The sequence below is a fragment of the Niveibacterium sp. 24ML genome, assembly GCF_026586805.1.
Taxonomy (GTDB): Bacteria; Pseudomonadota; Gammaproteobacteria; order Burkholderiales; family Rhodocyclaceae; genus Niveibacterium.
In genome coordinates this window covers 112681-132528 of sequence record NZ_JAPFHA010000006.1, presented here as the reverse complement: position 1 = coordinate 132528, position 19848 = coordinate 112681, and the positions used below count along the sequence as shown (strand labels likewise).

At 64.5% G+C, this 19848-nt stretch carries 18 protein-coding genes; 9 read left to right on the top strand and 9 right to left on the bottom strand.

Annotated elements, in window-relative coordinates; genetic code table 11:
- Positions 1 to 16 precede the first annotated feature (16 nt).
- The 5 genes from OPU71_RS07430 to OPU71_RS07410 all read left to right on the top strand — a co-directional run bounded on the left by OPU71_RS07430 (position 17) and on the right by OPU71_RS07410 (position 4828).
- Positions 17 to 826 carry a sulfite exporter TauE/SafE family protein gene (locus tag OPU71_RS07430; protein ID WP_267726805.1) on the top strand — a complete coding sequence of 270 codons (810 nt, stop codon included), beginning with the start codon at positions 17 to 19 and terminating at the stop codon, positions 824 to 826.
- 105 nt (positions 827 to 931) lie between these two features.
- Positions 932 to 1699, top strand: a complete 768-nt coding sequence (locus OPU71_RS07425) for an ABC transporter substrate-binding protein (protein ID WP_267726803.1) — start codon at positions 932 to 934, stop codon at positions 1697 to 1699.
- A gap of 65 nt (positions 1700 to 1764) precedes the next feature.
- Positions 1765 to 2520, top strand: coding sequence for an amino acid ABC transporter permease (locus OPU71_RS07420; RefSeq protein ID WP_267726800.1), 756 nt, complete (start codon positions 1765 to 1767; stop codon positions 2518 to 2520).
- A gap of 22 nt (positions 2521 to 2542) precedes the next feature.
- Positions 2543 to 3274: an amino acid ABC transporter ATP-binding protein gene (locus tag OPU71_RS07415; protein ID WP_267726959.1), complete on the top strand. Its 732-nt coding sequence runs from the start codon at positions 2543 to 2545 to the stop codon at positions 3272 to 3274.
- 39 nt (positions 3275 to 3313) lie between these two features.
- Complete coding sequence (locus tag OPU71_RS07410) at positions 3314 to 4828, top strand: DcaP family trimeric outer membrane transporter (protein ID WP_267726797.1); 1515 nt, start codon at positions 3314 to 3316, stop codon at positions 4826 to 4828.
- A gap of 56 nt (positions 4829 to 4884) precedes the next feature.
- Here OPU71_RS07410 and OPU71_RS07405 read toward each other — a convergent pair whose 3' ends face one another.
- Complete coding sequence (locus OPU71_RS07405) at positions 4885 to 5556, bottom strand: GntR family transcriptional regulator (protein ID WP_267726793.1); 672 nt, start codon at positions 5554 to 5556, stop codon at positions 4885 to 4887.
- Positions 5557 to 5840: 284 nt separating this feature from the next.
- Here OPU71_RS07405 and scpA point away from each other — a divergent pair, with 284 nt between their 5' ends.
- The 4 genes from scpA to accC all read left to right on the top strand — a co-directional run bounded on the left by scpA (position 5841) and on the right by accC (position 12903).
- The gene (gene scpA, locus OPU71_RS07400) at positions 5841 to 7991 is read left to right on the top strand and encodes a methylmalonyl-CoA mutase (protein ID WP_267726789.1); all 2151 of its coding nucleotides are present in this window, start codon (positions 5841 to 5843) and stop codon (positions 7989 to 7991) included.
- A 204-nt stretch (positions 7992 to 8195) separates the two neighbouring features.
- Positions 8196 to 9170, top strand: coding sequence for a methylmalonyl Co-A mutase-associated GTPase MeaB (meaB, locus tag OPU71_RS07395; protein WP_267726785.1), 975 nt, complete (start codon positions 8196 to 8198; stop codon positions 9168 to 9170).
- Positions 9171 to 9263: 93 nt separating this feature from the next.
- Positions 9264 to 10796 carry an acyl-CoA carboxylase subunit beta gene (locus OPU71_RS07390; RefSeq protein WP_172200875.1) on the top strand — a complete coding sequence of 511 codons (1533 nt, stop codon included), beginning with the start codon at positions 9264 to 9266 and terminating at the stop codon, positions 10794 to 10796.
- A 118-nt stretch (positions 10797 to 10914) separates the two neighbouring features.
- Positions 10915 to 12903 carry an acetyl-CoA carboxylase biotin carboxylase subunit gene (gene accC / locus OPU71_RS07385; protein ID WP_267726778.1) on the top strand — a complete coding sequence of 663 codons (1989 nt, stop codon included), beginning with the start codon at positions 10915 to 10917 and terminating at the stop codon, positions 12901 to 12903.
- 209 nt (positions 12904 to 13112) lie between these two features.
- Here accC and OPU71_RS07380 read toward each other — a convergent pair whose 3' ends face one another.
- From OPU71_RS07380 to OPU71_RS07345, 8 genes are all read right to left on the bottom strand, one after another.
- Positions 13113 to 14690, bottom strand: coding sequence for a hypothetical protein (locus OPU71_RS07380; RefSeq protein WP_267726774.1), 1578 nt, complete (start codon positions 14688 to 14690; stop codon positions 13113 to 13115).
- Between the two features lie 38 nt (positions 14691 to 14728).
- A complete protein-coding gene (locus OPU71_RS07375; RefSeq protein ID WP_267726770.1) occupies positions 14729 to 15199 on the bottom strand; it encodes a VOC family protein in 471 nt (156 codons plus the stop codon).
- A gap of 468 nt (positions 15200 to 15667) precedes the next feature.
- Positions 15668 to 16111 (bottom strand): hypothetical protein, encoded by a 444-nt coding sequence (locus OPU71_RS07370; protein ID WP_267726769.1) that lies wholly within the window; start codon positions 16109 to 16111, stop codon positions 15668 to 15670.
- Positions 16112 to 16113: 2 nt separating this feature from the next.
- Positions 16114 to 16635 carry a hypothetical protein gene (locus tag OPU71_RS07365; RefSeq protein ID WP_267726767.1) on the bottom strand — a complete coding sequence of 174 codons (522 nt, stop codon included), beginning with the start codon at positions 16633 to 16635 and terminating at the stop codon, positions 16114 to 16116.
- Positions 16629 to 17726 (bottom strand): FIST signal transduction protein, encoded by a 1098-nt coding sequence (locus OPU71_RS07360; RefSeq protein ID WP_267726765.1) that lies wholly within the window; start codon positions 17724 to 17726, stop codon positions 16629 to 16631. Before OPU71_RS07360 ends, OPU71_RS07365 begins: the two co-directional genes overlap by 7 nt.
- Positions 17723 to 18202, bottom strand: coding sequence for a PhaM family polyhydroxyalkanoate granule multifunctional regulatory protein (locus OPU71_RS07355; protein WP_267726764.1), 480 nt, complete (start codon positions 18200 to 18202; stop codon positions 17723 to 17725). Before OPU71_RS07355 ends, OPU71_RS07360 begins: the two co-directional genes overlap by 4 nt.
- A 54-nt stretch (positions 18203 to 18256) precedes the next feature.
- Positions 18257 to 18934 (bottom strand): hypothetical protein, encoded by a 678-nt coding sequence (locus OPU71_RS07350; protein ID WP_267726763.1) that lies wholly within the window; start codon positions 18932 to 18934, stop codon positions 18257 to 18259.
- A gap of 34 nt (positions 18935 to 18968) precedes the next feature.
- Positions 18969 to 19820: a class I SAM-dependent methyltransferase gene (locus OPU71_RS07345; protein WP_267726761.1), complete on the bottom strand. Its 852-nt coding sequence runs from the start codon at positions 19818 to 19820 to the stop codon at positions 18969 to 18971.
- Between the last annotated feature and the right edge of the window lie 28 nt (positions 19821 to 19848).

The following is a 19848-nucleotide window of genomic DNA, read 5'->3' as shown; positions in this document are numbered from 1 at the left end:
GGGGGTAAAGCATTGCATGGCACCTGATCTGTGGTGGTTCGCATACGGCACGCTGGGGCTGGTTTCCGGGTTCATGGCGGGGCTGCTTGGTGTGGGCGGCGGAGCGATCATGGTGCCCGTGCTTGCAATGGTCTTCACCGCGAGCGGCGTGCCGCATGAGCATGTGCTGCACCTGGCGCTCGGGACGTCGATGGCGACGATCATATTTACGGCAGTTTCGAGTCTGCGGACCCATCATGCGCACGGCGCGGTCATGTGGGATGTGGTGCGCGCATTCGCTCCGGGGATTGTGGCCGGCACCTTGATCGGCACGGTGATTGCTGCGCATGTGAGCACGCGTGGTCTTGCCGTGTTTTTTGCCTGCTTCATTTCGCTGATTGCGATCCAGATGGCCTTCAATCTGAAGCCTGCGGGCAGCCGGCCTCTGCCGGGGGCGCTTGGGCTTGCAGGGGTCGGGTCGGGGATTGGTGTGGTTTCCGCGCTGGCCGCCGTGGGTGGGGGCGCGATGACGGTGCCTTACCTGACCTGGTGCAGCGTTCCCGTGCAGCGGGCGATCGGCACTTCGGCAGCGGTCGGGCTGCCGATAGCGCTTGCGGGGACCGTGGGTTACTTCTGGAACGGTTGGTCGCAGGAAGGTTTGCCTGCGGCGGCAGTTGGGTTTGTCTACCTCCCGGCGCTGCTATGTCTGGTTGTCACCTCCATGCTCACTGCCCCGATCGGAGCGCGGCTTGCCCATCGCCTGCCGGTGACGACACTAAAGCGGGCGTTTGCTGCGTTGCTGGTCGTGCTGGCCGGTCGGATGCTCTGGAACGTCCTGAGTGTCTGATGAAGTCCACACTTGTTGTAGACGCGACCACATCGCCTGCCTAAACTCTTTAGCATCGTCCCGCTTCGGGGCGCCCCTCGTACTTTTGAACGGAGATGCAAACCGATGCGTGCGATCCATTCTTTCGCGCTCGCCCTTTTGCTTGCTTGCGGCGTATCGACGGCCCAGGCGCGCGACTGGGCAAGCATCAAACAGGCCGGCAGCATCATTGTGGCCAGTGAGGGTGCCTATGCACCGTTCAACTACTTCCAGGGTTCAACGCTGAGCGGCTACGAAATCGACGTGATGAACGCGATGGCGGCGAAGCTGGGCTTGAAGGTGGAGTGGCGCGCACTGGGCTTCGATGCGTTGATCGCGAGCATTCGGCAAGATCGTTTCGATGCGGCCATTGCGAGCCATGGCGTGACTGAAGAGCGCCAGAAGTCGGTCGACTTCACCAACCCGCACTATTGTTCCGGCGGGCAGATTGTTACCAAGCGCGGCGGCCCCACCAAAGGCGCAGAGCTGGCCAACAAGGTGATCGGTGTTCAGCTGGCAACCACCTACGCCGAGGCTGCCAAGAAGGTGACCGGCGCCAAGGAGGTGAAGACGTTCCCGAAGGATACCGATGCGCAGCAGGCGCTCCTGGCCGGCAGGGTTGATGCCTGGGTGACTGACCGCTTTGTGGCGAAGGCGGCCGTTGAAAGGAATGCCGGTGCAGGACTCGTCACCGGCGAGCTGTTGTTCGTGGAGCGCGTTGCAACCGTTGTTCGCAAGGGCAATGGCGAGTTGCGTGATCAGCTGAACAAGGCGCTGGCCGAGATCAAGGCGGATGGCACGCTCAAGAAGATCTCGGAGAAGTACTTCAAAGAAGATATCAGCTGCCAGAACTGAGTTCTGGCCCTCGTTTTCTGATCTGGCGTGGGCCATGAATGCTCGCGCCTTGTTAGCGGTTCGCCATGACTTCTAGACTCAAGGATCGCGACGCTCTGGTGCTGGTGGGCTCGGTGCTCAGCCTTGGTGTCGTGCTGTGGCTCATGTCGGCGCCGCTCGCGCATCTGCCGGCCCCGATCGGCCCTGCTGCGCAGCAGTTTTCGGAAGGCGCGCGCGTCACGATCCAGCTCACGCTCGTATCGGCAGTGTTCGGCCTGCTGCTCGGCGTGCTGGGCGCATTGGGCAAGTTGTCGGCCGTGGCGCCGGTGCGCTGGCTTGCGGATCTGTTTGTCTGGGTGATTCGCGGTACGCCCTTGTTGCTGCAGATCCTGTTCTTCTATCTCGCCTTGCCTGCCGTGCTGCCAGGCGTTCAGTTGTCGGAGTTCTGGACCGCCGTTGTGGCCTTGTCGCTCAACGTGGGCGCCTACAACGCCGAGGTGATCCGCGCCGGCATCAATGCCGTGCCGAGCGGCCAGGTGGAGGCGGCCCGCTCGCTGGGGCTTTCGCGCTTCAATACTTTTCGCGACATCACCTTCCCGCAGGCCGTGCGGATCTCGCTGCCGCCGCTGGCCAACAATCTTGTGGCCTTGCTCAAGGATTCTTCGCTGGCCTATGCGATTGGGGTGGTTGAGCTGTCCATGGTGAGCAGCCGCGTGCAGGCCGAGAGCTTCCAACCGGTGCCGGTGTTCCTGACGGTCGCGGCGATCTACCTGGTGCTTACCACCACTTTTACCCAGTTCGCCGGTGCGCTGGAGCGCAAGCTGGCAGTCGGAAAGCGGTGACGCGATGAGCAAGGGCGAGGTCATCATTTCGGTCGACAAGGTCGTCAAGCGCTGGGGCAGTTTCACTGCGCTCAACGAGGTGTCGGTGTCCTTCAAGGAAGGCGAGGTTGTCTGCATCATCGGCCCGTCTGGCTCCGGCAAGTCGACCCTGTTGCGAACGATCAACCGGCTTGAAGAGCACGATGGTGGACGCATCGTTGTCGATGGCATTGAACTCGACGGTGACACGCGCCACATCGATGCGGTGCGCGCGGAAGTGGGCATGGTGTTCCAGAGTTTCAACCTGTTCACCCACATGACGGTGCTCGACAACATCACGCTTGCGCCGCGCCGTGTGCGCAAGTGGCCGCGTGAGCAGGCTGAAAAGGTTGCGCGCGAACTGCTCGAACGGGTCGGTCTGCTCGCGCACGCACACAAATACCCTTCGCAGTTGTCCGGGGGGCAGCAGCAGCGGGTGGCGATCGCGCGCGCGCTGGCCATGCAGCCCAAGGTGATGCTGTTCGATGAACCCACCAGCGCGCTCGACCCGGAGATGGTCAACGAGGTGCTGCTTGTGATGCGCGATCTAGCCAAGAGCGGCATGACGATGCTGGTGGTCACCCACGAAATGGGATTTGCCCGCGAAGTGGCCGATCGGGTGATCTTTTTCGATGGCGGGCGGATTGTTGAAGAGGGTGATCCGGCGCAGTTCTTCACACGTCCGGCTCATCCACGTGCGCAGGCATTCCTGTCGCAGATCAAGCACGCCGGCTAAGGCGGCCGGGCTGACACCACAAGTACGGGAGATCAACCGATGACAATGAGACTTCGCGTCATGGCCGCCGCGGTAGCAGCGGCGTTCTGCCTGCCGGTGTACGCGGCGACCGATGCCAAGGTGATCGAAAGGCTGGAGCGTCAGATACAGGAACTGCAGCGCGAGGTGCAGGCGCTCAAAGCGGCCCAGCAGAAGAGCGATGCAACGGCCGCTGCGGCGAGTGCGGCCGCGGCTGAGGCCAAGGCGGCCAGCGCGACGGCCAGCCCGGCAGCGATCAAGGATCTGCAAGATCAGATCGAAGCGCAGGGCAAGGAGGCGGTCGTCAAGGGCGACATTCCTGGCTCGTATCGCCGCGCAGGCGAGGAAACTTCGGTGCGCGTCTACGGAGTCGCGGAGCTGAACCTGGTGCACGACTTTGGCGCCGACAACGGCGCGAACGACTACTCGACATTTGCGCCCTACATGCCGCTGGATGGGCAAAGCAATCGTGAAGGCATGACCTACATGCATGCGCGCACCTCGCGGATTGGCATTGAGGCGTCGACGCCCTCGTCGTATGGCCCGATCAACGTCAAGATCGAGGGCGATTTCAACAACGATCCGCGCACCGGCAATGCGGCGGTGACGGGCAGCCTCGAAACCATCTACACCCAGCAGTCGACCAACAGCTATGGCTTCCGCTTGCGGCATGCCTACGGCCAGGTGGGCGGTTTCCTGGTCGGGCAGACGTGGTCGAGCTTCATGGATGTGGATGCGCTGCCGGAAACCGTGGATTTCAATGGCCCGATCGGCGCCACTTTCATCCGCCAGCCGATGGTGCGCTACACCTACACCACGCCGGACATCGGCAACTTCACCGCGGCCATCGAGAGTTCGGTGAGCTACGTGCTCGACGAAACCGGCGTGGCCACGAGCGCCGGCTTCACGCGTTGGCCAGACCTCGTGCTGCGCTACGACAAGGGCTTCGATTGGGGGACGCTGAGTCTGCGGGCGGTGACTCACGAGTTGCGCGTCAAGGGTGGCTGGTGTCTCAACGGCGATACCAACGCTGATGGCAGTTGCGTGACGGCCGTCGATGCCGACACTTCAAAGCGGGGCTACGGCCTGGCCGCTTCCTCATTCATCAAGACGAGCGGCGACGACTTCCTCACTATCGCGCTCACCGGGGGCTCCGGCATCGGACGCTACTTCAACTATATCGAGGGGGCGATCTACGATCCGGGCGCGCAACAGATCTATGCCGAGAAGGCGCTTGGCGTGGTGCTCGGCTACCAGATCAAGCCGAGCGACAAGATCCGCTACAACCTTGCCTACGGCTATCAACGCAACTTCGATAACGACTACACCGATTTCGTGAAGCAGCAAGGTCTGGGCTCGGGGCAGTACGGCATCAACCGCATGGTGCAGCAGGCACACGGCGGCTTGTTCTGGAGCCCCTTCCCCAAGCTGGTGGATATCGGTGCTGAGGTGATCTGGGCGACGCGCGAAACACTAGATGGTGAGAACGGCCAAGACACTCGCCTGAACTTCTCGGGCAAGTATTACTTCCAGTAGCGGGGATTTCCAATCCAACCGAAGAGGCCAGCCGAAAGTCTGGCCTTTTTCTTTGTTCAGGCGGGGGCAAGGCGGCCCATCGCGCGCCGTCCTTGCAGGAGGTGGTTCTCCATTGCCGCCTGCGCAACGGGGCCGTCGGGCTTAAGCAATGCACTCACGATTGCGCGGTGTTCGGCCAGGGATTGCTCCAGCCGACCTTCCTGAAACAGGGAGTGGAAGCGCATCAACTTGAGCTTTTGCCGTGTTTCTTGCACCAGTTGCGTAAGCCAGCGATTGCCGGCGATCTCCTGCACGGCAAGGTGAAAGCGCTGATTGGCATCGAAGAAGGCCTCGATGCTCCCCGACGCAAAGTGAGACTCCAGTTCGCCGTGCAGCGCTTCGATGCGCAAGCGCGCAGCCTCGTCCATGCGCTGGCTGGCCTCATAGGCGCAGCGCCCTTCGAGCAGGGCGAGAATCGGGAAGATTTCATCCAGATCCTGCTCGGTCAGAAGGGTTACGGTGCAGCCGCGGCCCGGCGTCAGCGTCACCAGCCCTTCACTGGCCAGCACCTTCAGCGCCTCGCGCAGTGGGGTGCGTGAAATGCCGTACTCCGCCGTGATGGCTTGCTCATCCACCCAACTGCCGGGCGGCAGATCGTGCGCGAAGATGCGCGCACGCAGGCGCGCCGCGACCTCTTCGAAGAGCGCGATGCGCTCGATCCGCTGTGGCCCGTGAGCTTTTGCCGACACCTTTCGAAAGCCTCTTGTATTCATAATTATGGATAACGTATTATTGGTTCCGAGGGCTGTCAAGCCGGAATGCGTGCAGCGTTAGCCCTGTGGGCCAGCGTCGGCGAACTTGGGGGAGTGAGCCTGCACGCATGAAGACAAGCGCTGCGATGCGTCTGGGGGGAGGCATTGCAGCGTGTGATGGCAGCCCGGGCCGACCTGCGGGTCGGCCCCTTTTATTCCACCTGGCGTCGGATTCCGCGCAAGTGGCGGGGAGGCTCGGCGTCGGGCTACGGGAGTCTCGCATGTCGGAATTCAAGACGTCCGCTGATCTCGCTGCCTGGCAGGCAGCCGCCGCCAAGGCTGCGCCGGGTGGTGATCTGGCCAAGCTCAACTGGGTGACGCCCGAGGGCATTACCGTCAAGCCGCTCTACACGCGCGCCGACATCGCCGACCTGCCACACACCGATACGCTGCCCGGCTTCGCGCCCTTCGTGCGCGGCCCGCAGCCCACCATGTATGCCGCACGGCCCTGGACGATTCGCCAGTACGCCGGCTTCTCCACCGCCGAAGCTTCCAACGCGTTCTACCGTAAGGCACTCGCTGCTGGCGGGCAGGGTGTGTCGGTCGCCTTCGATCTGGCGACTCACCGCGGCTACGACTCCGACCATCCGCGCGTGGTCGGCGACGTCGGCAAGGCGGGTGTCGCGATCGACTCGGTCGAAGACATGAAGATCCTCTTCGACGGCATTCCGCTCGACAAGATCAGCGTGTCGATGACGATGAACGGCGCGGTGCTGCCGGTGCTCGCCGGCTACGTCGTCGCGGCCGAGGAGCAGGGCGTGTCGCAGGATCAGCTCTCGGGCACGATCCAGAACGACATCCTCAAGGAGTTCATGGTTCGCAACACCTACATTTATCCGCCGACGCCGTCGATGCGGATCATTGCGGACATCTTCGGCTACACCGCGCAGCACATGCCGAAGTTCAACTCGATTTCGATCTCCGGCTACCACATCCAGGAAGCCGGTGCGAACCAGGCAATCGAGCTGGCCTTCACGCTGGCCGACGGCATGGAATACGTGCGCACCGGCGTGAAAAGCGGGCTCGATGTCGACGCCTTCGCCGGGCGGCTGTCCTTCTTCTGGGCGGTCGGCATGAACTTCTATCTCGAAGTCGCCAAGATGCGCGCCGGCCGCCTGCTGTGGCACAAGATCATGCAGGGCTTCGGCGCGAAGAGCGCGAAGTCGAAGATGCTGCGCACCCACAGCCAGACCTCCGGCTGGTCGCTCACCGAGCAGGACCCGTACAACAACGTGGTGCGCACCACGATCGAGGCAATGGCGGCGGTGTTTGGCGGCACGCAGTCGCTGCACACCAACGCGCTCGACGAGGCGATCGCGCTGCCGACCGAGTTTTCGGCCCGCATCGCGCGCAACACCCAGATCATCATCCAGGAAGAGACCCACATCTGTAACGTGGTCGACCCCTGGGCCGGCTCCTACATGATGGAGACGCTGACGCAGGAAATGGCCGACAAGGCCTGGGCGCTGATCGAAGAGATCGAGAAGATGGGTGGCATGACCAAGGCCGTTGAATCGGGCTGGGCCAAGCTGCAGGTCGAGAAGTGCGCGGCCGAGAAGCAGGCGCGCATCGACTCGGGCAAGGATGTGATCGTCGGCGTCAACAAGTACAAGCTCGCGAAGCAGGATGCAGTCGATATCCTCGATATCGACAACACCGCGGTCCGTGAGTCGCAGATCGCGCGCCTAAAGTCGGTCCGTGCTGGCCGCGACGCGGCTCGCGTGCAGGCTTGCCTCGATGCGCTGACGCGTTGTGCCGAAACCGGAGAAGGCAATCTGCTTGCTCTGTCGATCGACGCGGTGCGCGCACGCGCCACCGTGGGCGAAGTGTCGGACGCGCTGGAAAAGGTGTGGGGCCGTCATCGCGCCAATCCGCAAACCGTCAGTGGGGTGTACGGAGGCGTCGTGGAAGGGCAGGAAGACTGGCAATCGCTGAAGGGCGAGATCGAAACCTTCGCCGCCGAGCAGGGGCGCCGCCCGCGCATCATGGTCGCCAAGCTGGGGCAGGATGGTCACGACCGCGGTGCCAAGGTGGTGGCTTCGGCCTTTGCCGACCTCGGCTTCGATGTCGACATCGGCCCGTTGTTCCAGACGCCGGACGAAGCCGCCCGCCACGCGGTCGAAAACGACGTGCACGCGATCGGCGTGTCGACGCTGGCGGCCGGCCACAAGACCCTGGTGCCGCAGCTCATTAGCGCATTGAAGGCGCAGGGCGCGGACGACATTGTCGTGTTTGTCGGCGGCGTGATCCCAGCGCAGGACTACGACTTCTTGTTCAACGCGGGTGCGGCCGGCATTTTCGGGCCGGGCACGCCGATTCCGACTGCGGCGCGCGAGGTGCTCGCGCAGATTCGCAAACGCATTGCTGGGTGAGGAGAGGATGCTTCTGACCGCAGAGACGCAAAGGACGCAGAGGGCCGCAGAGGACGAGACCATGCGTCAACCCGCCACGGGCGGCGTTCATGCGCTAAGTTCTGCTCCGTCAAACCCGCAGGATTCCCGCCTTCGTGGGAATCACGCATCGTTCCGCAATGCTTCGCCGCCCTCCGCGGCCCTCGGCGTCTCTGCGCCTCTGCGGTGATTACAGACGTCCACCCCCTCGCCGCTGATCTCATCGCCGGCAATCGCCGCGCGCTCGCCAAGGCGATCACGCTTGCCGAATCCACTCGCGCCGATCACCGCGCACAGGCAGACGCCGTGCTGCAGGCGGTGCTGCCTCGCACCGGCAAGGCGCTGCGGCTGGGTATCTCCGGCGTGCCGGGCGTTGGCAAATCCACCTTCATTGAAGCGCTCGGCCTGTGGTTGATCGAGCGCGGCCATCGCGTCGCGGTGCTGGCGGTCGACCCGAGTTCCAGCGTGACTGGCGGTTCGATCCTGGGCGACAAGACGCGCATGGAAGGGCTCTCTCAGCGCATCGAGGCCTACATCCGCCCCTCGCCCTCGTCGGGCAGTCTGGGCGGTGTCGCGGAGCGTACCCGTGAGGCGATGCTCTTGTGCGAGGCGGCAGGCTTCGATGTCGTGATCGTCGAAACCGTGGGCGTGGGCCAGAGCGAGACGACCGTGGCCGGCATGACGGATCTCTTCTGCCTGCTGCAACTGCCCAACGCGGGCGACGATCTGCAGGCGATCAAGAAGGGCGTGATCGAGCTGGCCGACCTCATCGTCATCAACAAAGCGGACATTGACCCGAACGCGGCGGCGCTGGCACAGGGGCAGATCCGCTCAGCACTGACGATGCTGCGTCCGCAGAACGCGGCTTGGACGCCACCGGTGCTGGCGCTTTCAGCCTTGCGTCAGGAAGGTGTCGCATCCTTCTGGGAAACGGTGGAGCGCTATCGCGACACGATGCAGGCGAGCGGCGATTTTGCCGCCAAGCGGCGCACGCAGGCGGTGGCGTGGATGTGGGCGCTGATCGAAAGCGGGCTCAAGGCGCGCTTCGATGCCCACCCCGCGGTGCGGGCTGCGCTGGGTGCGCTCAGCGAAGCGGTGGAACGAGGGGATACGACGCCGGGCGCAGCGGCTGGGGAGCTGTTGCGCCGGGCGGAGCAGTAAGGGCGGGGGGCCGGCTGCATTGCAGGGCGCCGCGTCGGGGGACGCATCGCTGCGGGCATGGCCGGCGGCGACACGACAATCTGGGGGACTTACATGCACGACATCATTCGTCAGCTCGAAGAGAAGCGCGGCGCCGCGCGGCTCGGCGGCGGGCAGAAACGCATCGAGGCACAACACGCCAAGGGCAAGCTCACCGCGCGCGAGCGCATCGAACTGCTGCTCGACGAAGACAGCTTCGAAGAGTGGGACATGTTCAAGGAACACCGCTGCCACGATTTCGGCATGGCAGAGCAGACGGTGCCCGGCGACGGTGTCGTCACCGGCTACGGCACCATCAACGGCCGCATGACCTTCGTCTTCTCGCAGGATTTCACGGTGTTCGGCGGCTCCTTGTCGGAAGCGCACGCCGAGAAGATCTGCAAGATCATGGACCACGCGATGAAAGTGGGTGCGCCGGTGATCGGGCTCAACGACTCGGGCGGCGCGCGTATCCAGGAAGGCGTTGCCTCGCTGGGGGGCTACGCCGAAGTGTTCCAGCGCAACGTGCTGGCCTCCGGCGTGATTCCGCAGATCTCGCTGATCATGGGGCCCTGCGCAGGGGGCGCGGTGTACTCGCCGGCGATGACCGACTTCATCTTCATGGTGAAGGACAGTTCCTACATGTTCGTCACCGGCCCGGAAGTGGTGAAGACGGTGACACATGAAGAGGTCACCGCCGAGGAACTGGGCGGCGCGCTGACGCACTCGTCGAAGTCCGGCGTGGCCGATCGTGCGTACGAGAACGACGTCGAGGCGATCCTGATGACGCGGCGGCTGGTCGACTTCCTGCCGGCGAACAACCGTGCCGGCGTGCCGGTGCGGCCGACCACCGACAGCCCGGACCGCATGGACGACTCGCTCGACACGCTGGTGCCGGACAACCCGAACAAGCCCTACGACATGCGCGAGCTGATCATCAAGATCGTCGACGAGGGCGATTTCTTCGAGCTGCAGCCCGAGTACGCGAAGAACATCATGATTGGCTTCGCGCGCATGGAAGGCCGCACCGTCGGCATCGTCGCGAATCAGCCGCTGGTGCTGGCCGGCTGCCTCGACATCAAGAGCTCGATCAAGGCCGCACGCTTCGTGCGCTTCTGCGACGCTTTCGGCATTCCGGTCGTCACCTTCGTCGACGTGCCGGGCTTCATGCCGGGCACCACGCAGGAATACGGCGGCATCATCAAGCACGGCGCCAAGCTCTTGTACGCCTACGCCGAATGCACCGTGCCGAAGGTTACCGTGATCACCCGCAAGGCCTACGGCGGCGCGTACGACGTGATGAGCTCCAAACACCTGCGCGGCGATGTGAACTTCGCTTGGCCCAGTGCCGAGATCGCAGTGATGGGGCCGAAGGGCGCCGTCGAAATCATCTTCCGCGAAGAGAAGGGCGACCCGGCCAAGCTGGCCGCGCGCGAACAGGAATACCGCACCAAGTTCGCCAACCCCTTCATCGCGGGGCATCGCGGCTACATCGACGACGTGATCATGCCGCACGAGACGCGCAAACGGATCTGCCGCTCGCTCGCGATGCTGCGCGACAAGAAGCTCGAAAACCCGTGGCGCAAGCACGGGAACATTCCGCTGTGAGTGGCCGGAGACCGGTTCTTACCGCAGAGACGCCGAGGTGCAGAGGGCCGCAGAGCCGCGTTCTCGTTTCCTTTGCGGCCCTTTGCGTCTCTGCGCCTCTGCGGTGAAAGGATTCTCAATGTTCGACAAAATTCTGATCGCTAACCGCGGCGAAATCGCCTGCCGCGTCATCAAGACCGCCCGCAAGATGGGCATCAAGACCGTCGCGGTGTATTCCGAGGCTGACCGCGACGCGCGTCATGTCGAGATGGCGGACGAGGCCGTGTGCATCGGCCCGGCACCCTCGAAAGAGTCCTACCTCGTCGGTGACAAGATCATCGCGGCCTGCAAGCAGACCGGCGCCCAAGCGGTGCATCCGGGTTACGGCTTCCTGTCCGAGAACGAGGACTTCGCGCGCCGCGTCGAGGAAGAGGGCATCGTCTTCATCGGGCCCAAGCATTACTCGATTGCGGCGATGGGCGACAAGATCGCGTCGAAAAAGCTCGCGCTCGAAGCCAAGGTCAACACCATCCCCGGTTACAACGACGCGATCGACACGCCCGAGCAGGCGGTGAAGATTGCGCAGGGCATCGGCTACCCGGTGATGATCAAGGCCTCCGCCGGTGGCGGCGGCAAGGGCTTGCGGGTCGCGTACAACGACCAGGAGGCGCACGAGGGCTTCGCCTCCTGCCGCAATGAAGCGCGCAACGCCTTCGGCGACGATCGCGTGTTCATCGAAAAATTCGTCGAAGAGCCGCGCCACATCGAAATCCAGGTGCTCGGCGATGCGCACGGCAACACCGTGTATCTGTGGGAACGCGAGTGCTCGATCCAGCGCCGGCACCAGAAGGTGATTGAAGAGGCGCCCAGCCCCTTCCTCACCGAAGAAGTGCGCCGTGCGATGGGCGAGCAGGCGGTGGCCTTGGCGAAGGCGGTGAAGTATCAGTCGGCCGGCACGGTGGAGTTTGTCGTCGGCAAGGACATGAGCTTCTACTTCCTCGAGATGAACACCCGCCTGCAGGTTGAGCACCCGGTGACCGAGATGATCACCGGCCTCGATCTGGTCGAGCAGATGCTGCGCGTGGCGGCCGGCGAGAAGCTCGCCTTCACGCAGGAAGAGATCAAGCGCGACGGCTGGGCGATGGAATGCCGCATCAACGCAGAGAACCCCTTCCGCGGCTACCTGCCCTCCACCGGCCGCCTGGTGACCTACCGCCCCCCGCAAGATATGCCGGGGATGGTGCGGGTGGATACCGGGGTGTATGAGGGCGGTGAGATCTCGATGTACTACGACTCGATGATCGCCAAGCTGATCACCCACGGCGCAAGCCGCGAGGAAGCGATCAGCCGCATGCGCTCGGCGCTGGATGCCTTCGTGATCCGCGGCGTCGCCAGCAACATTCCGCTGCAGGCCGCGCTGCTGCGCCACCCGCGCTTCCGCTCCGGCAACTTCACCACCGCCTTCATCGCCGAGGAGTACCCACACGGCTTTACCGGCGCGCCGGCGGAAGACGCGGAGTTGAGCCGCATGGCCGCGGTGGCGGCGGCGCTGTACCGCCGTACCGATATGCGCGAGACGCAGATTTCAGACCAGCTGCCCGGGCATCCGCGCAAGGTCGGCAATCACTACATTGTGCAGATCCGCGACCGCTGCTTCAACGTTGAACTTGAAGACATCGAAGGCGGGCAGCGGGTGCGCTGCGGTGATCTGCGGCACACGCTGGTGGGCGACTGGGTCTTTGGTTCGCCGCGCTTTGAAGGCTGGATGGACGGCGAGCCGATCGTCGTGCAGGTCGAACGCCACGGCTGGCACTGGAAGCTCTTCCATGCGGGCATCAACGTCAATGCGCTGGTTCTGGCGCCCAAAGCAGCGGCGATGCTTTCCTTGATGCCGCGCAAAGCCCGGCCAGACCTGTCGAAGTACCTTTTGTCCCCAATGCCGGGCCTTTTGACCGATCTTGCTGTTTCAGTCGGTCAGGAAGTCAAGGCAGGGGAGCGGCTTGCAGCAATCGAAGCAATGAAAATGGAAAACGTACTGCGAGCCGAGCAGGATTGTGTTGTAGCCGAAGTGCTCGCCAAACAGGGCGAGAGTCTTTCGGTGGATCAGCCGATCCTGCGCTTCCGCTAGCGCGCCAAGCGCCACAGCCCGAGTTGCCAAAAGAGCGGCCGGGTCACCAAAGGATCAAGGGGGAGGGGAGCCTGCAGTAGGGGCTCCCTCTTTTGGGCGGGGCCGGCCTCAAGCCGGTCCCCTCTTTTTACTGCAGCGTAGTGGTAGGACCCCCTTCAGGAACGGCCGCCTTCGGGCGGCCGTTCGCATTTGCGGTGGCTCGGCGGGCCTCAGTCGGGCGTGGTCTGGATGCGCTGTGCGATCCGGGTGAGGCCCTGGCGTGAGCGCTCGATCAGCTGCCTGGCCAGGCGCCCCTGCTGGCTTGCCAGCCGCTCGGCGGCCTGACCTTCCAGGATCATCGGCCGCAGGGTGTGGTCGGCGCTGTCGCGAAACGCCTCGCCGATGCGCTCAAGTTGTGCGCCGAACGACGCTTCGGCCTGTTCCAGTTGTTCGCGCAGCACGCGCTCGAAGGCTTCGCGTTTGTGCGCCAGCTCCTTGTCCTTGCGGCCTTGCGGATCGCTGAACCATTTGACCAGTCCTGCTACCACCATGGCGCCGCCGATCAGCGGTGCAGCTGGCGCGATCAAGGGCAAGACCGCTGCGGTGCCCAGTACATAGGCCGCCGCCCCCGAGCCGACGATCGACAGTGCGCCGGCGCCCAGGGTGAGTTTGGCTGCGCCATCAACCGCATTGGCCACCCGCGCGCCCATGCGCAAGGGCGGGATCAGTTGCGCGTAGCCGCTGTGATGCTGGCGTTCGAGAATCGACACGCGGGTGAGCTTCATGTCTTCCTGAAACAGCCGCAGGTCTTCGTACATCAGGTGCAGCGCTTGCTCACGCCGGCTGACTGCGCGGTTGACGCGGCGTTCAACATCCTTGCCGAACTGGCTGCTGCCGATGCGCTCCCACACCTTTGCCTGCTTCCAGTCGTCGGTTTTCAGGCGTTCGGCCACTTCGAGCATGAAGCCGTTGCCGGCGTCGTGCACCAGCTCGTCGATGTCCTCGCGGAAGGTCTGGCGTTCGAAATCGATGCGCGCTTCGACCATGGCAAGGCGCTGGCCGATCTGTTGGCGCAGCCGTTCGGCGTCGCCAGCGAGTTGCTGCGCCAGATTGCTCATGCCGCCGTTCTGCGCCACGCGCGCGGCGACCTGCGCCTCGAACTCGGCGATCCGCTCGCTTGCGGCCCGGGTGCTCGATTCGAGCGCGGCGCGCAGGCTGCCGGCAGGACAGCGCCCGTCCAGATAATCGGCCAGCGGGCCGTGCAGCGCCGTATCGCCGGTGAGATGAATGCACTCCTCGGCGAGCGCGACCAGGCCATCGCGGTCGAGCAGGCGCTTCGAGCCGCGCGACACGCGGGTCCACAGCGAAGGCGCGCCATCGGGCGTGGCGTCGAGCACCAGGTGGGTGGTGGGCTGCCCCAGAGCCTGAGCAAAGCGCTGGATCAGCTCGCGGCTGCGCGCGCCCTGGAGCTTGAGCAGCGGCATGGCCGCGTCGAGCGCGGCTGCGCGCACGCCCTGATCGACGCCCTCGCTTGCCGCGTGCAGATCGGCAATCGCCTGCGGCACCCCGATCGGGTGTTCGACGCCGTGCACCAGCAGCGCGGCGCTGAGCGCGGAATCCTCGGTGCGCCGCGCCAGCGCGTCGAGCGCGGCAAACTCGCTTAGGCTGATGTCGCCATCGTCGAGCGCCACCGCGCAGATGGCGCGCAGAAAGGCAGCCGGGAAGCCGCGGTCAGCGCGCAGGTGCTCATCCAGATCCGGTGCAGGCGGGGCGAAGCGGGTTGGCAGATCGGGCGACATGGTGGCCATGCGTGTCCTGTGTCTTTTGGTTGCGGGAGTAAGCTGGCTCAGGCCAGCAGATCGAAGGCCGCAATCACTTCCGGCGGCGCCTGCACCAGTTCGATCAGCACACCCTCGCCGCTGTATGGCGTAGCGTCATTGCCCTTGGGGTGGATGAAGCAGATATCGAATCCCGCCGCGCCCTTGCGGATGCCGCCGGGCGTAAAGCGCATGCCCTGCGCGCCAAGCCATTCCACCGCCTTGGGCAGGTCGTCGATCCACAGCCCGATGTGGTTGAGCTGTGGTTCGTCCACACGCGGCTTCTTGGCCGGGTCGATCGGTTGCATCAGGTCCACCTCGCAGCGCGCCACGCCCGCCCCCATGACGTAGATGTCTTCATCGACGTTCTCGCGCTCACTGCGGAAGTCGCCGGTCTTCTCAAGGCCGAACAAATTGCCCCACAGGTTCGCAAGCCGGGCCTTGTCGGCCCCCCCGATGGCGATCTGCTGGATGCCAAGCACACGGAACGGACGGCTCATGACGCACTCCTTCGTGACGATAGGTTTGCACTTTAGCGCTGCGCGCCCGCGCATGCCCGACACCGCGCAAGGAAATTCGCCTTTATCTTGCGAGTCGCCGCAACTGTGCCGGGCGTTCGTTGGGCCAAGCTTCGACATCAAGCCCTGCACATCTTGCGGCCCCGGAATGGGCACGTCGCCCGCACCGGATCATCGGCCCACCGCAGCACGTTTCGGATAGCGGGTTCATCGAGATGGGCTGTCGGCGCCCAGTTACAACCGCGAAAATTTGGGACCTGCCCGCCACATCCGCCCGCCGTTACCGCGCCATCGCGATGCCTCCGGAGAAATGAACGTGACAGCGCAGTGCGGGTTAGCCAAAGGCGTAACCCGCAATTCAAGGGGGCGCCATTTGGCAAGTGCTTGCTCTGCGCGGGTACGCCAGCGGCGGCCCCTCCCTACAGGGCTGCCAACCGAGCCGGCGACTTATCAAGGTTCTACATTGAGAATCCCCGGCGCGAACTCATAGTCGCAGCGCCATTTGTACTGCGAGGCCCCACCCCTTGTTGTGTGCACGTCGAGGGCGTTTAGTAGCGCTTCGATGATGCTGCGCTGTTGATGAGGGTCCGGATCAAGGGGCCCCATCTCTGCAATCCTCAGTTTCGCGTGGATGGCGTTCTCGCCCTCCCACGAGGAGCCAAGAACATCCCTCCGAATCCAGATCACCTTGCGATTCCAGTAGAACGTCCAGCGTGTAATGCCTTCATCAACGTCAGGCCGTCCTTCCGACACCTTGCGGAGATAGCTGTCCCGCTCGCGGTCGATGACCCAGTTTTCGATCATCAGCCTCCCCACTATGACTTCCTGGCTGATCGCCTCAAGTCCGTATTCCTCGGCGTCTGCCGAACTGATCTTTTCGTAGACGTATCCCATGTTCATTCCAACGCTTTAGTTGATGCTCGACCCTTGCAACTCGCGCGAATCGAAGACTGCACCTGAAGTCTCTGCCATGTTTTCATTTCCGCTCTTACCGGCATCCCCGGTGAGAGCGGCACATTGCGTTCATCCACCCGTATCGCATAGTGATCGAGTTTCAGCCGGGCCTGGAAGATGAAACCGTGCTTGTCGTCCTTGATCGCGTCGCCGCTCACGAAATTAACTTGGGCGGGAATCGTGCCGTCGTGGGTGAAGGGGAGGGTTTCGACCTCGATTTCGGCGACCTGGCCGGTTTTTACGAAACCGATGTCCTCGTTATCCTGCACCGTTTCGACTTCGGCCTGAGCCAGCGTTTCGGTGGTCTGGCGGCGGAGCCTTGGTTCAAAGGCGGGGCGTGTGATTGGCGGTGGGCGCAGGCGGCCCGCTTCGCGCTTCCTGCATTGCGATACAGCAGGATCCGTCGGATTTGCGTACCGCCCATGGCCGCAAGGCCGCAAGGCTTTCTCGCGGGGATTCAGCAAAACACCGTCAGCACACCGGTGTAGCCGTAGAGGCGTGCGCCGAGCAGTTCGCCCGAGGCGAAAAAGCCGGCCAGGGGAATCTGCCCGAACACGCGCTGGATCGCTTCGATTTCGCTGTCGTCGCGCTCGAACAAGGCGCCGCCGCGCCCGGTGCAGCTGACGTAGAGCAGGGCCTTGGGCTCGGCGGGGCAGCGGCTGCGCAGGCGCAGCAGCATGGCGTCCAGATCATGCGCGGCGGTTTCGGCATCGCGCCGCACGAAGAACACCTGTTGCCCTTCGTCGGGCTGGTCGTCAATCGCGAGGCGGCCGCCGTTGGGGTCGATGCCGATCACGTGGCGCACGGTGTAGTGGCTGGGGTCTTCTTCGTCGGCCAGCGCCAGGTGGATGCCGCGGGCGGCGCGGCGCAGGTCGTCGCGGTAGAGCGGGCTGGCGGTGTCGCGGAACACGGCCACGGCGCGGCGCCCGTCGAGCCGGCCGATGAGGTTGTCTTCCACTTCGCTGGCCACCCGTGGCGGCCCGAGCTGGCGGCAACCCTGGGTCAGTTCGCCCTGCAGCACGATGCGCGGATCGAAGGCCACGCCGCAGATGCCACCGGCGAAGGGGGCGTCGGCCAGCAGCATGGTGCCGTCGCGCCCGCTGGCCATGCCGCCGCACAGGTGCAGGCCGCTGAGTTTGCTGGCCATGTCGCGCACCAGGTCGGGCATGTCGGGGGTGGCCGGATCGGCATGGACGACGGCCGAGTGGGCGTCGAATTCCCGCTGGTGGGGCAGCGGACTGCGCCCGGAGAAAGTGCGGAAACTGCCTTCGGGCAGCGCCGCGATCAGCAGGCTGATGCCGGGGGCGTCAAGCTGTGCCCCTTCGCGGCCGACCACGCCGATTGCGCTGGCGCCGACCCAGTGTTCGACGCCGGTACGTTCGCGCAAGGCGCTGATGATGGTGTCGATCTCACCATTGAACCGGTCAGACCAGTAGCAAAACCCCAGGTTGGCGCCCGCGGGGAGGGCCAGGCGCTCAAGCGCGGTGTCGAGCGCGACACGCCAGTCGACTGCGAGGGCAAAGCCGCTCGCAAAGCGGCTGGCTGGCAGGCTCACTGTTTTTTGTCCGTCGCCTTGCGTGCGCGTGGCTTGCTTGCCGCCTTGGCGGCTTCTGCATCGCTTGCCGCGCTGCTGTCTGCCGCCTTGGCGCTCTGCACCAGGTTCCACGGCCACAAGGCGGCCGGGTTGAAGGGCTGCGCCGCGGGCTCGGCCGGTGCGCTGGCCTCTTCAGGTTTTGCATGGGGGGCTTCTGCGCGCGCCTGGGCGGAGGCGGCGGCGGCGCGGGCGCTCTCGCCCATCGCCTGCATCGCGGCCAGCGTGGCTCGCTGCATTTCGAGCCCCTGAATCGTCGTCTGCAGCATGCCCAGGTTCATCTTGAGCCAGCCTTCAACGGCTTTCATGTCGGTGATGCGCTTTTCCAGCTCACCAATGTCAATGGTCGGGGCGACCATGCCTGGCACGGCAAAACCGATCTGCCCCCACAGGCTCTTCATGAATTCGAGCGGGTCGGGCATCGTGTGTTCGCTGCTCATTGCGGTCTCCGGTTTGGTGCGGTCTTCGCTCTGATCATAGCCCAGCCCGGGCGCTCAGACTTCGTCGGCCTCTTCCGAGAGATCGCCGTCTTGCGCGGCGCGCCCCAGCGCGTCGGCCACATCGTCGAAGGGGTCTTCGAAGATGGCCATGATCTGCTTGGCCAGCGCGCGGGCGCCGTTGTTCAGTTGCGCCGGCAACTCTTCCGGCACGCGTTCCTGCAGCAAGACCTTGGAGGCCGATAGCGCGAAGAAGGGCGGCAGGATGCGCTCGCGGAATTCGAGCGGCAGGGTGTCGATCAGGCGCGTGGCGGCGTCAAGCTGGAAGCGGTTGCGCGGCCATTGCGAGGGCAGCGCCCAGGCTTTCGGGAAGAGGTCTAGATCGCGCATCACGGTGCGCAGATCTTCGGCCGAATCGCGGAAGGGGAGCAGCACCACGTCGGACATCTGGTACAGCGTGATGTCGGTAATCGAGCGGTTGGCGCCACCGTCGAGCACGCCGATCCAGCTCTTCAGATCGCGCAGCTTTTCAACCACCTTGTCGCGCGCCACCGGCGAGCGGGCGTCGGCAATCACATAGCGCCGGCCCACCGGCGAGAGCGGCTCGCGGTCTTCGTCGGTCATCACGCAGGCGACGCGGCGGCCCAGCAGGGTCAGGCCGTGGCTGAGCGTGTGCGAAAGCGTTGTCTTTCCGGTGCCGCCCTTGTTGCCGATGATCGAAATGATTTCTGCCATGGTGCGTGGGTCTCCGGGCCGCCGGCAGCAAGGCTCAGCGGGCTGTAATCGTGATCGGATGTGGCTTCTTTGCGGTGCGCCGCGTGGGCCAGATCAGGCGTGGGCGGGGCGTGTCACCCTCTTTAACGGCACCAATGGTGTAACAGTAAAGCCTTGTTTTGCGACGGTCAGCCACATCGAGCGTGCCGTCGGGGGCGACATCCGGCACCGCGAAGGAGTTGCTGATCAGCACCGCGCCCGGACGCATCTGCGCGCACGCCTTGGCCCACACCTCGGCCATCGGCACCGGCGAGAGGAAGGCGTAGACCACGTCATAGCCCGACCAGTCGGCCGCGAAGAAGTCGCCGCGCGACAGGTGCGCATTGCTTTGATGGCGCGCCAGCCACGCGCCGATGGCCGCCGGGGCGGGCGCTGCTTCGATGCCGTGCACCTGTGAGTCTGGCCGCAAGCGGGCAAATGCCCGCACGAAACTGCCGGTGCCGCTGCCGACATCGAGCACCGTGAGCGCCCCATCGGGCAGCGCGGCGCTCAAGGTGGCGACGGTCTTGCGATTGGAGAGAAACAAGGGCACTTGCGTGCGAAAGCTGGTCCAGTACACCGAGGCCAACAGCGCGAAGGCTGCGGCCCACACCCATGCCGGCAGGCCCAGGCCCGCTGCCGCCACCACGCCGGGCAGGAACACCAGGTGCAAGGGCAGCCACCAGCGATCGGCCCGCATCAGTGCGGCGGCGAGGGCGGCAAACACCCCCTGCAGGCTGGCAAGCGCCAGCAACGGCAAACCGTAGAGCACGCCGATCTTGTTCAGCAGCACGACGAAGCAGGCGCCCAGCAACTGGGCGACGAGGGCACGCGTGGCGGGGAAGTAGGCAAGGCGCATGGCACGCATGGTTCCCGAAGTGGGCGCCCGGACGCAA